The sequence below is a fragment of the Lacibacter sp. MH-610 genome (assembly GCF_045780045.1).
Lineage (GTDB): Bacteria > Bacteroidota > Bacteroidia > Chitinophagales > Chitinophagaceae > Lacibacter.
In genome coordinates this window covers 2,958,201-2,971,035 of record NZ_CP116002.1, presented here as the reverse complement: position 1 = coordinate 2,971,035, position 12,835 = coordinate 2,958,201, and the positions used below count along the sequence as shown (strand labels likewise).

Annotated in this window: 14 protein-coding genes; 5 read left to right on the top strand and 9 right to left on the bottom strand. The window is 40.5% G+C overall.

The features are described 5' to 3' along the window. Positions 1 to 53: 53 nt before the first annotated feature. Complete coding sequence (lpxB, locus tag PDL71_RS13715; protein ID WP_407522011.1) at positions 54 to 1,187, bottom strand: lipid-A-disaccharide synthase; 1,134 nt, start codon at positions 1,185 to 1,187, stop codon at positions 54 to 56. A gap of 379 nt (positions 1,188 to 1,566) precedes the next feature. Between lpxB and PDL71_RS13710 the strand changes: the two genes are divergently transcribed. After that, on the top strand, positions 1,567 to 1,938 hold the full coding sequence (locus tag PDL71_RS13710; protein WP_407522009.1) for a hypothetical protein: 372 nt from the start codon (positions 1,567 to 1,569) through the stop codon (positions 1,936 to 1,938). A gap of 119 nt (positions 1,939 to 2,057) precedes the next feature. Continuing rightward, positions 2,058 to 2,894 carry a toxin-antitoxin system YwqK family antitoxin gene (locus PDL71_RS13705; protein ID WP_407522007.1) on the top strand — a complete coding sequence of 279 codons (837 nt, stop codon included), beginning with the start codon at positions 2,058 to 2,060 and terminating at the stop codon, positions 2,892 to 2,894. Positions 2,895 to 2,896: 2 nt separating this feature from the next. Here the strand turns inward: PDL71_RS13705 and PDL71_RS13700 are convergent, their stop codons facing one another. Together PDL71_RS13700 and surE are read right to left on the bottom strand one after the other, a co-directional pair. Continuing rightward, positions 2,897 to 3,196: a hypothetical protein gene (locus tag PDL71_RS13700; protein ID WP_407522005.1), complete on the bottom strand. Its 300-nt coding sequence runs from the start codon at positions 3,194 to 3,196 to the stop codon at positions 2,897 to 2,899. A 7-nt stretch (positions 3,197 to 3,203) separates the two neighbouring features. Continuing rightward, positions 3,204 to 3,983, bottom strand: coding sequence for a 5'/3'-nucleotidase SurE (gene surE / locus PDL71_RS13695; RefSeq protein WP_407522003.1), 780 nt, complete (start codon positions 3,981 to 3,983; stop codon positions 3,204 to 3,206). 223 nt (positions 3,984 to 4,206) lie between these two features. Between surE and PDL71_RS13690 the strand changes: the two genes are divergently transcribed. After that, on the top strand, positions 4,207 to 4,881 hold the full coding sequence (locus PDL71_RS13690) for a hypothetical protein (protein ID WP_407522001.1): 675 nt from the start codon (positions 4,207 to 4,209) through the stop codon (positions 4,879 to 4,881). Positions 4,882 to 5,263: 382 nt separating this feature from the next. Here PDL71_RS13690 and PDL71_RS13685 read toward each other — a convergent pair whose 3' ends face one another. From PDL71_RS13685 to PDL71_RS13675, 3 genes are all read right to left on the bottom strand, one after another. Beyond that, positions 5,264 to 5,524: a hypothetical protein gene (locus tag PDL71_RS13685; RefSeq protein WP_407521999.1), complete on the bottom strand. Its 261-nt coding sequence runs from the start codon at positions 5,522 to 5,524 to the stop codon at positions 5,264 to 5,266. Positions 5,525 to 5,572: 48 nt separating this feature from the next. After that, the gene (locus tag PDL71_RS13680) at positions 5,573 to 6,310 is read right to left on the bottom strand and encodes a ThiF family adenylyltransferase (protein ID WP_407521997.1); all 738 of its coding nucleotides are present in this window, start codon (positions 6,308 to 6,310) and stop codon (positions 5,573 to 5,575) included. 95 nt (positions 6,311 to 6,405) lie between these two features. After that, positions 6,406 to 7,062 (bottom strand): TatD family hydrolase, encoded by a 657-nt coding sequence (locus PDL71_RS13675; protein ID WP_407521995.1) that lies wholly within the window; start codon positions 7,060 to 7,062, stop codon positions 6,406 to 6,408. 225 nt (positions 7,063 to 7,287) lie between these two features. Between PDL71_RS13675 and PDL71_RS13670 the strand changes: the two genes are divergently transcribed. After that, positions 7,288 to 8,037 carry an XRE family transcriptional regulator gene (locus tag PDL71_RS13670; protein ID WP_407521994.1) on the top strand — a complete coding sequence of 250 codons (750 nt, stop codon included), beginning with the start codon at positions 7,288 to 7,290 and terminating at the stop codon, positions 8,035 to 8,037. Positions 8,038 to 8,120: 83 nt separating this feature from the next. After that, complete coding sequence (locus PDL71_RS13665) at positions 8,121 to 10,574, top strand: DUF5916 domain-containing protein (protein ID WP_407521992.1); 2,454 nt, start codon at positions 8,121 to 8,123, stop codon at positions 10,572 to 10,574. A 68-nt stretch (positions 10,575 to 10,642) separates the two neighbouring features. Here the strand turns inward: PDL71_RS13665 and PDL71_RS13660 are convergent, their stop codons facing one another. From PDL71_RS13660 to PDL71_RS13650, 3 genes are all read right to left on the bottom strand, one after another. Continuing rightward, complete coding sequence (locus tag PDL71_RS13660) at positions 10,643 to 11,584, bottom strand: histone deacetylase (RefSeq protein WP_407521990.1); 942 nt, start codon at positions 11,582 to 11,584, stop codon at positions 10,643 to 10,645. Next, on the bottom strand, positions 11,568 to 12,230 hold the full coding sequence (gene pdeM, locus PDL71_RS13655; protein ID WP_407521988.1) for a ligase-associated DNA damage response endonuclease PdeM: 663 nt from the start codon (positions 12,228 to 12,230) through the stop codon (positions 11,568 to 11,570). The genes PDL71_RS13660 and pdeM overlap by 17 nt, the downstream gene beginning before the upstream one ends. 89 nt (positions 12,231 to 12,319) lie before the next feature. Then, the gene (locus PDL71_RS13650; protein ID WP_407521986.1) at positions 12,320 to 12,787 is read right to left on the bottom strand and encodes a heme-binding domain-containing protein; all 468 of its coding nucleotides are present in this window, start codon (positions 12,785 to 12,787) and stop codon (positions 12,320 to 12,322) included. Positions 12,788 to 12,835 lie beyond the last annotated feature (48 nt).

Below are 12,835 nucleotides of genomic sequence, written 5' to 3'. Positions count from 1 at the left end.
CAATGTATCAAGATGAGGCATCAAATTATTTAAAATACTTTGACTCCTGAATTTTATTTTGAAACAAAGCTGTAGATGAGCGAAGCTGCTTTTGCCGAAGCATTTCCCCCGGCTGATAATAGTTCTTTCAACTGTTGATAATCCTTGAGCATCTGTTCCCTGGCAGCTGCGCCCGGCAATATTTTTTTCAGTTCAGTGGTCAGTTGCTCTGCATTCATTTCATGCTGAATCAACTCTTTTACCACTTCTTTATCCATGATCAGATTCACCAATGAAATGTATTTGATGTTGATGAGCCGTTTGGCAATCTGGTAGGAAATTTCATTACCCTTATAACATACAACTTCCGGAACTCCAAATAAAGCAGTTTCCAGAGTAGCGGTACCACTGGTTACCAATGCTGCTGTTGATTGCTGTAATAAAGCATAGGTTTGATTTGATACAGAAGATACGTTGTGATAGTCTTTGATTAAAGATAGATAAAAAGAATCGTCCAGTCCGGGAGCTTTGGCTACTACAAACTCATAATCCGGAAACGCTTTACTTACTTCCAGCATCACCGGAAGTTTCTTTAAGATTTCCTGTTTTCTGCTGCCCGGCAAAATCGCAATGATTGGCTTTGAGCTTTTAGCTGCAAGCTGCAAGTGTTCCGGCTCATAGCTTGCGGCTTTTTGCCTGAAGCTATTGATTTCGTCCACTAAAGGGTGCCCCACATACTCCACCTTCCAGTTCCATTTGTTTTGATAATAGTCTTTTTCAAACGGAAGAATCACCAGCATCTGATCAATACACTGCTTCATCATTTTTACACGGTTCTCCTTCCAGGCCCATACCTGCGGTGAAATATAGTAGATGACTTTAATATTGTTTTCTTTCGCCCATCTGGCAATACGTAAGTTAAAACCCGGGTAATCAATTAACACCAGTACATCCGGTTGAAACTGCAGAATATCTTCTTTGCAAAATGAAAGGTTTTTTAAAATGGTGCTGATGTTTTTCAATACTTCCACAAAACCCATAAACGCCAGTTCACGGTAATGTCTTACCAATGTGGCTCCGGCAGCTTCCATTTTATCACCTCCCCAGCAACGGATGGTTGCATGTGCATCCTGTGCATGTAATGCTTTAATTAGATTACTTCCGTGTAAATCGCCGCTGGCTTCGCCTGAAATTAAATAATACTTCATGTAATAATGCGTCAAAAGCAAAGATAGGAGATGAGTGAGAAGTGTTTTTTGATAAAGAGATACCATTAATTCTACCTGTTCAGTAGTTTATTTTCAGCCTCATTTTAAACGTTGGGCATCATCGCAACTTTGCCCTGAAACCTTTGCCCGGTAAGGGTTTTATAATTTCGTTTGCAAATTGCAGGGCATGAAACAACCCCTGTTTTCATTTTTTTCTGAAAATACACGCATCTACTTTTGTGTAACAAAACAGAAAAGCACACCATTCGTACCGTGCCTCTTTCAATACAGCGATGCTGCCATAACCAACTGCAACGGTTCACTTGCCACGAACGATTTTAGGAATTAAGATTTGTGAACAATTAAAATTTGAATGAACATGAACAGAACAATTAAAAGTGCAGCTCTTGGATTAGTGGCTTTGGTAGCAGTAAACTTTGCTTCAGCAACCCCCACTCCATATAACAATGCTGCAGAACTCAAACTGGTAGGCCGTGCAAATAACCAGCCTTTGTACCAGTTAAACATCAACAACACAACTGCCCAGGAAGTGGTAGTAATTGTAAAAGATGTACAGGGAGAAGTATTGCATTATGAAGTACTGAAGGGTACCAACCTCAGCAGAACCTTTTTGCTGAACGTGGATGCCAGCCAGGAAGCTGATCTGCGTGTGGAAGTAATTAACCGCAACAGCAGAAACAAAGCGGTTCTGGAATTTGCTGACAGCACAGCACCTCTTAGTAAAAAATAATAAAGATCGTCATAATCAATAGTTAAGTCAGGGCTGCTTTTCTAAGCGGCCCTCTTTTTTTTATAAAAGCATAACTTTTCCGGCTTGCAATTGTTTCTATCTTTGCAGTACGATTGAATATGCTACAACTCATCTCCCGGCAACTAAGGATTTTTGGTTTTCTGTTGCCTCTTGGTCTTGCCGCACAAAACAAAACAGAATTAACAACAACCGTTGAGCCTGCTGCTGCATTCACTGTTTTTACGAATGAAGTATTTGGCGCTTATCCCTTTCAGTTGCCGGCCTCCGGCGATTTGCAATTAGTACGGGAACAAAGCATGTTGTTACAGGCCAATGTAAAAAATCACCGTTTGCACGGCGCATGGGCAAGCTTTTACCCGCAGGCACAAAAGATGGATGAAGGTATGCTGGTGAAAGGAGTGCCCGATGGTGCATGGAAAACATGGTATCCTAACGGTCAGCTCAAATCTGTTCGTAGTTATGATGCTGACTTATTTTTTAAAGTACAGGCTGATATTGATCTGAACCATACTAAGATCAGCCGCTTTATTCTTTCGGAGCGTTATAAAAAAGAAGGAAAAAAAGTGTTGCAGGTGTTAAGTGCTAATTATTCGTTTCGCATTCATCAAAAAACCATTCCTGCCGATCTTGCTTTGCTGGTAGCTCAAAATCAGCAACAGCCGGCTCATTATCATCCACCGTTTAAAAATGCCCTGCATCATGGTTTGTATATGAACTATTATGAAAACGGTGCGGTGCAGGACTCCGGTTATTACAACCAGGGATTACGCAATGGTTTGTGGGAGCATCACCTGGCTGATGGAACTTTCTGGCGGGGATTGTATAAAAACGGAACCCGCATTAACGACTGGAAATATTATACAGCTGAAGGTAAAGTACAGTTGTTTATCCTCTATGATGAAAAAGGAAATGAACTCCGGCGCAAGCAGTTATAAGCTTACATAAAAAACTTAGCGTATAAAATCATTAATCCATACATCACCGTCATCGCAAAAATTCCGATGGCGGTTTTGTCTTTACGGCTGTTAATGAAAAGTGTAAACAGAATGATGTTGGCAATTAAGCTCAAACTGCCCACAGCGGTGAGCAGGGCCTTGGTTCTGAAAAAGTATTCAATAAAATCTCCAAAGCTTACAGTAGACGTATCAATCTTGGCGAAGTAGTAAATGACGATGCCCAGCACCGGCGCCAGGGCACCCAGTGCTATACCAAAAGGCAGTTTATCAAGTTTCAGCATAAGCGTGTCAGAACGTTTTTTCGAGTTGTTTCTTTAAAACGTAATTGGTGAGATCAAATTGTACAGGCACCACACTAACATAATTGTTTTTGAGGGCCCATACATCGGTATCAGTTCCTTTATCAAAATTTTTGAATTCGCCGGTAAGCCAGTAATATTTTTTACCGGTGGGGTCTAAACGTTCATCAAAATCCTCTTCATATTTGGCATAAGCCTGGCGGCATACTTTTATACCTTTTATCAGGTCGGGTCCTACGTTGGGAATATTTACGTTGAGACAAAGATGTTTATCCACCTTCTTCATAGCCAGTACCTGCTCCACAATTTTGCGGGCATAGATTTTAGCGGCGCTGAAATCAGCTTCCATACTGTAGTTCAATAAAGAAAAACCAATGCTGGGAATGCTTTCAATGCTCGCTTCAATAGCTGCACTCATGGTGCCGCTGTAAATTACATTTATGCTGTGGTTGGCTCCGTGGTTAATACCACTCAAACAAATATCCGGTTTACGGTGCAGTATTTTGTCTACTGCCAGCTTCACACAATCCACCGGAGTGCCGCTGGTTTGCCAGGTTTCCACACCATCAATGAGTTGCAGTTTGTGCATGCGCAATGGATAGCCGATGGTAATAGCATGGCCCATACCGCTTTGGGGTTTATCAGGTGCCACCATCACTACTTTGCCAAGGTCTTTTACTGCTTCGGCCAGGTTGCGGATGCCGGGTGCTGTTACACCATCATCATTGGTGATGAGGATAATGGGTTGCTGTTTTTTTTGTTTTGACATTTTTTGAAATCATCTTTTGATTACTATGGCAGCGGTATTGTGTCACTCACTTCATCGTTCTGTTCTTTGTGGAGCGATGATCTGCCGGTGTAAAAGTGAGATTAATTGGGGAGTTTACAAAATGGGAAGTGGTTTAAATCAATTGTTTAAACTATAGTAATTGAGTTTAAAATTTTCTCATAACTTTAAATACCTATGAATTCGCTAGTAATTAAATGCTAATATGAGACTCGTAATAAACCTTGGTTTTTGCTTTTTATCAGTAATCATACTAAAACTAATTCCGTATGAGGAATTTGATGGCGATGCAACAATAATTTACAATGGTGGTAGTTTGCCCGGTCTTTTTACTTTTTCATTGATCTGTCTTTTTTTATTTATTGTTACTGCAGCTATTTCTTTTTTTAAGTATCAGCAAACAGTAGAAGGAACGCTTGTTTTACAACGCAAAGACCTTAATTTGAAGAATAGTTTTACAATTATTGGGTTCTATGTTTTTATAGCTTTGGGAGCACAACTCTTGGAAAATGAAATTTATTTTGTAAAAGGAACTACTTCTTATTTTATTATTATTATTGCTTTCTTTGTTTTATTTCAACTGTCAAGGAAAATTTATATCAGAAATCGAAAGCCTGATTATTTATCTATTAATTCAGAATTTATTAATCTTAAGAAAATTTTTAGTAGTGGTAAACGAAGAATAAGAAATCTGAGATCAGTTGGGTACAACTTAAGAGACAATTCTGTCATATTCAATTTTCAGGAAGGATTAGAGAATATTACATTGCAGCTCACCGATTTTGAAGTTGAGGATATTCGCAAATTAATTGATAAGATTAACCATGCAAAGGGAGGTATGCTTGTAATTGAAGATTCGTATAAAAGGCATTTAGAATAGGTGGAAATACCTGTCACCATGGTTCATGTCTTCACGAACCGCTATGTTTTGTTTTCATTCACTAAAAGCATTCTCTCCAATTCTCCAGAGATTTTTCACTCCGCCGTTACATCGTGTTTCAGTAAAGACTCTCATGGCTTCGTTCAAAATGACGGCATCGTGTTGTGATAAGTGATTGCTAAAAGTGAACCTTTTGTTTACTATTTTTCATTACCTCAAGCAATCGGCGGCTCGTCATGTCGACGAAGGAGACATCTCATAAAATGCGGGATGAATGTATTTTATACGAGAGCGCTTGCCGTGGTTCGTGTCTTCACGAACCTTGGCGTAGCAGATTAAAATTATTTTTTATCGGTTGGTGTCCTCACCAACCAAAATTATCTCAACTTTGCTTCCCAAACTCATCTATCAAATCCCTAACCACCACACTCGCCGTAGTAGCACCAAACACAGCCGGCAAATAAGAAATGGTTCCGTAAGCTGATTTCTTATAATTCTTTCCATCTGTTAACATCAGGCTTTCTTTAATGGGTACCTCCGGTGAAAACACTACTTTGATGCCCCTGCGGATGCCAAGACGTTTTAAATTCTTCCGTATCTGCTGTGCAAACGGACAATTATACGTTTTGGAAATATCAACCACCTGCAACTTTTTTTTTATCGGTTGGTGTCCTCACCAACCGAAACTATCTCAACTTTGCTCCCCATACTCCTCAATCAAATCCCTTACCACAACGCTCGCCGTAGTAGCACCAAACACTGCAGGCAGATAGGAAATAGTTCCGTAAGCTGATTTCTTATAATTCTTTCCATCTGTTAACATCAGGCTTTCTTTAATGGGTGCCTCCGGTGAAAACACTACTTTGATGCCCCTGCGGATGCCATGACGTTTTAAGTTTTTGCGTATCTGTTGCGCAAAGGGACAGTTATACGTTTTAGAAATATCAACCACCTGCAACTTTGTTGGGTCCAGTTTGGCACCGGCACCCATACTGCTCACCAGCCGTAACTTCTTTTCATAAGCCGTTTTAATAAAGGTGATTTTGGGTGTAATACTGTCAATAGCATCAATGATATAATCAGGCGTGGCTGTTAAATGATTGAGCACCATCTCAGGATTTACAAATTCTTTTATTACATGCATTTTCAGTTCAGGATTAATAGCTCTTAATCGTTCCTCCATAATCAATGCTTTGCTCACCCCATGATTGGTAGCCAGTGCAGGAAGCTGTCGGTTACGGTTGGTTGGGTCTACCACATCACCATCAATAATGGTCATTTCGCCAATGCCGGCACGGGCAATAAATTCTGCTGCATAAGAACCAACACCACCTAAGCCTACCACCATTACATGTTTGGTAGTAAGAAAACGAACCGTATCTTCTCCAATCAATAAGCTGGTGCGACCGAGCCAGGAAATATCATTCATCGTTTGAAAGCGTTATTTGAGTTAAGTACATCACTCTGTGTGCTCATCTTCGCTCTGTGTGCTGAAATGTTTTTTTTCACACAGAGGCACAGGGTTCACAGAGGAAAAAAATGCTGTGAATTTTTATAAAGCTGCAAACTAAGTGAAAGTTCATCAATTGAAAAAACCTTTGCCGCCAGTTTATAAATAGAAGCAATACTTAGATCCGCATCATCTGTTTCTAAAAATATTTTTTCTACGGGCAATGCTTGAAGTACTTCCTGTAGGTGCGGCTGTTGCAATGCTTTTCCAAAGCTGAGGTAATGTCCGGCATTGATGATTTGCAAAGCCAGCTCCTTACTTTTATTAAACCCATGAAATACAACCGGTACAGTTGCCTGTTTTAATTGCTGTAATACTTCTTCATAAGCTTTTACACAATGAAGGATGAGCGGCTTCTTAACTGCATTGGCTAATTGAATCTGCTGCTCAAATACCTGTTGCTGTAATGTGAAGTCAGTGCTGCAAACTTTATCCAGTCCGCATTCCCCGATTGCTTTTACATGTGGGTGTGATGCGTAGTGCTTCAATTGTTCAAATTCTTTTTCCCAATGTGCAGTAATGTACCACGGGTGCAAACCGATGGAGTAGAAACCATTCAATTCTACTTGTTCAAAATCTTTGTACAGATTTTGAATGGCAAGTTCATTTGCTTGGGGCGGATGGTGCGTATGAATGTTGATATACTGCATCTGTGTTGCTGCAAAGTACAAAACTAAAAGTTTGATACTGTTTATCCCCTACATGGAGGGGTGGCTGTAACTATAACTTTAATGATGACTGAAAGGGGTGGGTGATGCTATGGAAAACGGAACGATGAATGGTGCGACGCAAATACGACCCCTCGTATGTATAAAAGCCCGACTACAAAAAAATAATTTGCCAAAAGTTTTGGCAATCTAAAATTTTTAGTATATTAGCGCCATAAATTTTAGCGTATGGCCATAGCCAATCAAAATCTCAAGTACCTCCGCAAACTACGGGGCTGGACACAGGAAGAGTTTGCTAATAAAATCGGTATCAAACGTTCACTGGTGGGCGCTTATGAAGAGGAGCGTGCCGAACCTAATTATGATGTATTGGAAACAGTGAGCGATCTTTTTAAAGTAACCATTGATGATTTACTGCGGAAAGATCTGAGTGAAACAAAGGGCAGCTATTTAGCCAAACGCCGCCAGTTAAAAATGATGGCAGAAACCAATGTGATTCACTTTGTGCCGGTAAAAGCAGCGGCAGGTTATCTCAACGGTTATGCTGATCCTGAATTCCTGGATGAGTTGAATACTTTTACGCTTCCCATGCTCACCAGCGGTACGTACAGGGCTTTTGAAATTGTGGGAGATAGTATGCTGCCCACGCCCAGCGGCAGTGTAATTGTAGGCGAAAAGGTGCATGACCTTGAAGAAGTTAAAAACAACCAGGCTTACATAGTTGTAAGTAAAAGCGAAGGTGTGGTGTACAAACGCATTTTAAAAAGTAACCGCAGTAAAAATAAATTAACGCTGGTGAGTGATAACCCTGCTTACCAACCTTACCAGGTAAATGCAGAAGATGTGCTGGAGTGCTGGAGTGCCCAACTGGTCATCAGCAAAGTGGCGCAAGGGCAGCGTTGGGATGTGACCAACCTGGCATCCCTGGTTTCCAATTTACAGGACCAGGTGAATAACCTGAAGAAGAAAATGAATTGATTTTTGGAAGTTTCCGTACTGATTCAGCCGCTCATACTTTTTCAAAAAGCAGAGCGGCTTTTTTATAATAGCTTGCGCCCCGAATGAGACTTACCTTTCTGATTGCTTTATTGTGTTGCAGTATTGCTGCCATTGCCGGTACAGAACCCGAACGGGATCTTAAAGCTGTAAAAATTAATGCGCCCATTAAAATTGACGGATTGCTGAATGAAGAAGTGTGGAGGACAGTTACGCCTGCCGAAAACTTTATTGTAAACAGTCCCAATTACGGTGCACCTGCTTCCAGGGCCACCAAGGTTTATGTGGTGTATGATGATGCCGCTATTTATATTGGCGCCTATCTCTACGATGATCCGAAACTGGTTCGTAAACAGTTAACTCCACGTGATGGGGAGAGCCGGCAGGATGTAGATTATTTCTCTGTTTTCTTTGATACGTATAATGATGATCAAAACGGTTTCCAGTTTTTGGTAACCAGCCGCAATGTGCAGAGCGATGGCAGGCTGAGTCCTAATTTGAATTCACAGTTTGGTCCGCCCAGCGATTACAGTTGGGATGCGGTATGGGAAAGCAAAACCACTTTTCAAAAAGATGGATGGGTTGTGGAAATGCGGATTCCTTATTTCTCTCTTCGTTTTGCACAAAAAGATGTGCAGGACTGGGGTTTGAATTTTCTGCGGTTTACAAGACGTAATAACGAACTTACCTACTGGAACAATATCAACCCTAATCAAAACGGTTTTGTAAACCAGTTTGGAAGACTCAGTGGCTTGGAAGGATTAAAACCACCGTTGCGTTTATCATTTTTGCCCTATGTGACTACCGGTTACAGAACAGTTCCTTCAAAAACAGGAACTAAAAATGAAGTGTTGCGCAATGGTGGAATGGATGTGAAGTGGGGACTGAATGAAAGTTTTACACTGGATGCTACTTTGATTCCTGATTTCGGGCAGGTAATCAGCGATAATGTGATTAATAACCTTTCTCCTTTTGAAGTACAGTTCCAGGAAAACCGTCCTTTTTTTACAGAAGGAACAGAAATTTTTAATAAGGCCGGATTGTTTTACAGCAGAAGGGTGGGTGCTACGCCCCGTGGTTATTTTGGTGTGCAGGGAAGGCAGAATGATTCCATACGTGTTATCAAAAATCCGGGTATTGTACAGTTATACAATGCCACGAAGTTTTCCGGAAGAAATAAAAAGAAACTGGCGATAGGTGTGTTTAATGCCGTGGGTGCACCGATGTATGCTGAAATTGAAAATACAAATACCAAGGTGCGGGAACGCATTTTAACGGAACCGCTTACGAACTATAATCTTATTGTTTTTGACCAGGCGTTGAAGGGCCGTTCTTCCGTTACACTTACGAATGCGAATGTTACACGTAACGGTAGTGCAAGAGATGCCAACGTTACCGGGCTTGATTTTGCGTTGTTTGATAAAAACAATATGTATGCATTGAGAGGAAAGCTGGATTACAGTTATGTAAAAACCGCTGCGCCTTATTCCGGTTTTAAGAGCATAATCAATGTTGGTAAGGTGAGCGGAAAAATTCAGTACAGTCTGTTAAGCAATATTGAAAGTGACCGTTATGACCCGAACGATTTAGGTATTTTACAGGCACCTAACGAGGTTATGACTATGGCTTCTTTCAGTTATAATCAATTAACGCCCACTGCAAAGTTCAACTCTTACAGTTATAGTTTTAGTGTGCGGCATGAAATGCTGTACAAGCCTTTTGTTTATACTAACACGAGGTTTAATGCAAGAGGTTTCTGGTTCTTTAAAAACTTTTGGGATGCCAGCGTAAGTTTATCACTGCAGCCCTGGTGGCAGAATGATTATTTTGATTTGCGCACACCCGGTCGTTTTCTTAAAAAAGTACCGTTTGGATTTATTTCAGTTGAAGGCAGCAGCGACAGCCGTAAGCGTTTATTTGGTCGATGGGGTTTAGGTTTTGCTGAAAGTGTGGATATTAAATCAGATGCTTACTATTTTATCCGTGGCGGTGTACGTTATCGTTTCAGTGATCGTTTCAGCCTGGATGTAAATATTAACAGAACTGCTGACCGTGGACAATTTGGTTATGCATTTGAACGGGAAGCGAATGGTGATCCAATCATCGGTCGCAGAATCAATACTGATTTTACAACACTCATCAACGGCATTTACAATTTTACGCCACGCATGAATCTGACCTTACGGGCACGACACTATTGGAGCCGTGTACAATACCAATCCTTCTTCAATGTAAAAGAGGATGGTTTCTGGACCGACCGTCCCTTTATCAACGGTAAAGATCAAAACTTCAATGTATGGAACCTGGATATGTTTTATACCTGGGATTTCAATTACGGAAGCCGGCTCATCATTGGCTGGAAAAACTGGCTGGGTAATGATGTACAATTGAACGGGGTTACTTACAACAATTACGCAAAAAACTTTGCCCGTGTGTTACAGGAGCCGCATGGCAATGAACTGACTGTTCGTCTTATCTGGTTTATTGATTACAATAAGTTGAGAAGGAAAACTATTTAATCCTCTCTATCAATCTGTACAAATAATTGATGTGTTTTTTCTGTTGTTTGTGGTCTGCCGGCCGTCGTCTAACTCAACCCATAAATATCTTTTGCTAACCTGAATGTATTGCAATGTGCTTCCACAATGGTACGCACATCCGGTGAGTAGCCACCACCCATTGCCACTGTACAGGGTATTTGATACCTGTTTAACAGGCTGAATACAATTTCATCTCTTTGTTTACAGCCCTGCATGGTAACTTTTAATTTGCCAAACTTATCAGTTTCAAGTATATCCACACCGGAAAGATAAAAAGCAAAATCAGGTTTTACTTTTTCTATCAGCATGTTTAAGGTATTCTCCAGGAGTGGCAGATAGATGTTGTCATCCGTTCCATCTTTTAAACCGATGTCCAGGTCGCTTTTTTCTTTGTGAAACGGATAGTTATGAGCACCATGCATACTAAACGTAAAGACCCTTGAATCGTTTTCGAAAATTTTTGCTGTTCCGTTGCCCTGGTGTACATCCAGGTCAATAATGAGAATTTGTTTTACTTGTTGCTGTTGAAGTAAATAGTTAGCGGCAACGGCAAAATCATTGAGTAAACAAAAACCTTCACCACGTTCAGCAAATGCATGATGGGTACCACCGGCAACATTCAACGCCACACCGGTTTCAAAAGCAGCGGTGCAACAGTCAATGGTACCTTGTGTAATGATTAGCTCCCGCTGAGTAAGTTCCGGTGATTGCGGAAAGCCGATATGTCTTTGTTCCCGTTGGGATAATGTTTGTTGATGCAGTTTGTTAAGATATGCTGCAGTATGAGTGAGCAACACAATTTCATCTTTACAGGCAAGAGGTGCTTTTAAATTATTTTGTGTAATCGTTCCTTCATGAAGTAATTGTTCGGGAATTAATTCATACTTGAGCATGGGGAACCGATGACCTTCCGGTAACGGATGTGCATAGATAGGATCAAAGGCGATATGTAATAATTGCTGATGAATGAGTTTATTTTTTGATTTCAATGAGTTGTTTATTCACAATTGCAAAAACCCTGTCGTTCTTTTTTTGTTTCACAAGGTAAGTGCCGGTAAACTTTCCAAAAGCAGGAAGCACCGCATGCGTCTGGGTAAAATAAAAACAGGGAAAACGAAGTGATTGGCGTGCTAACCCATCAATATAAATACCGGGATGTATATGGCCGGAGAAATAATATAGATGTTCATCCCTGTGCTTTGCTACGTCAAATTCATGCACAAAACAAAACGAATGTTTCAGGTAAACATCTTCATGTTGAATGATATTGTTCCTTACATACCAGTCCTTAGGGAGTATATCATGATTGCCTGTAACCAAATGCATGGGCAGTTGTGACAGATCACTTCTCCATTTTTCAAATAACAAAGCCTCTTTGTTAAGATGGCTGTGAAAAAAATCGCCAACAATGATTAACTCTTTGGGTTTGAAATATTGAATTTGTGCAAAAAGCCGCTGCAGGTCTTCTTTAAATACAGCATGCGGAATACCAATGCCCTCTTTTCGGAAATGTCCGCTTTTGCCAAAATGAATATCTGAAATAATTAAACATTGTTCTTTTTCCCAATAGATACAGCGCTCAGCTGTGAGCCAAAAGATATGTTCCTGTAATGAAATGGATAATACCTGTTGCATGCAGATTACAAATGTAAGAAGCGGAGCTGTTGAAGTGAAAACATAAAATAAAAGCCCCGGTACGGGGCTTTTGCATGCATTGCGATCCTTTATTTTTTGGGTTCAGGTGCCGGCAACTTCGCCATATTTTCATCACACCATTTTGCAATGGCTGTGCTTTGTTCCTTAGTGAGTTTGGCATCTTTATGAATCCACTTGTAGCTGTCAAGCGGCATCCAACCTTCAGTTACTGACTCTTTAATTTCTTCAAATTTGTGATGTTGTTTTTTGGGAGCATAGCTTGCAAACTCTGAAAAATTCAATTCTCTCTTTCCTTCGTTTACATGATTTTGCAACCACCAGGCTACCGGTTGTACATTGGCATACCAGGGATAGCGGGTATTGTTACTGTGACAATCAAAACAGGCTGTTTCCAATGTTGCTTTTACTTCAGCAGTCATCGGGAAACTATTATTTACATCATTGGGGAAAGGGCCCGCAGCCTCATTCCGATGTGGTCTGAAAAACTGGATAATCACCAGTGCGGCCAGGAGTGCATATAAGATTTTCTTGATCATGTTTGTTGTTTGCATAAAATTAATGAGAAACAGAATAGAACTTTCAAG

Excerpts from the sequence above, each read along its gene's own strand:
- lpxB (WP_407522011.1), bottom strand. The coding sequence starts at position 1,187 with ATGAAGTATTATTTAATTTCAGGCGAAGCCAGCGGCGATTTACACGGA.
- PDL71_RS13710 (WP_407522009.1), top strand. The coding sequence starts at position 1,567 with ATGAACAGAACAATTAAAAGTGCAGCTCTTGGATTAGTGGCTTTGGTA.
- PDL71_RS13705 (WP_407522007.1), top strand. The coding sequence starts at position 2,058 with ATGCTACAACTCATCTCCCGGCAACTAAGGATTTTTGGTTTTCTGTTG.
- PDL71_RS13700 (WP_407522005.1), bottom strand. The coding sequence starts at position 3,196 with ATGCTGAAACTTGATAAACTGCCTTTTGGTATAGCACTGGGTGCCCTG.
- surE (WP_407522003.1), bottom strand. The coding sequence starts at position 3,983 with ATGTCAAAACAAAAAAAACAGCAACCCATTATCCTCATCACCAATGAT.
- PDL71_RS13690 (WP_407522001.1), top strand. The coding sequence starts at position 4,207 with ATGAGACTCGTAATAAACCTTGGTTTTTGCTTTTTATCAGTAATCATA.
- PDL71_RS13680 (WP_407521997.1), bottom strand. The coding sequence starts at position 6,310 with ATGAATGATATTTCCTGGCTCGGTCGCACCAGCTTATTGATTGGAGAA.
- PDL71_RS13670 (WP_407521994.1), top strand. The coding sequence starts at position 7,288 with ATGGCCATAGCCAATCAAAATCTCAAGTACCTCCGCAAACTACGGGGC.
- PDL71_RS13665 (WP_407521992.1), top strand. The coding sequence starts at position 8,121 with ATGAGACTTACCTTTCTGATTGCTTTATTGTGTTGCAGTATTGCTGCC.
- pdeM (WP_407521988.1), bottom strand. The coding sequence starts at position 12,230 with ATGCAACAGGTATTATCCATTTCATTACAGGAACATATCTTTTGGCTC.
- PDL71_RS13650 (WP_407521986.1), bottom strand. The coding sequence starts at position 12,787 with ATGATCAAGAAAATCTTATATGCACTCCTGGCCGCACTGGTGATTATC.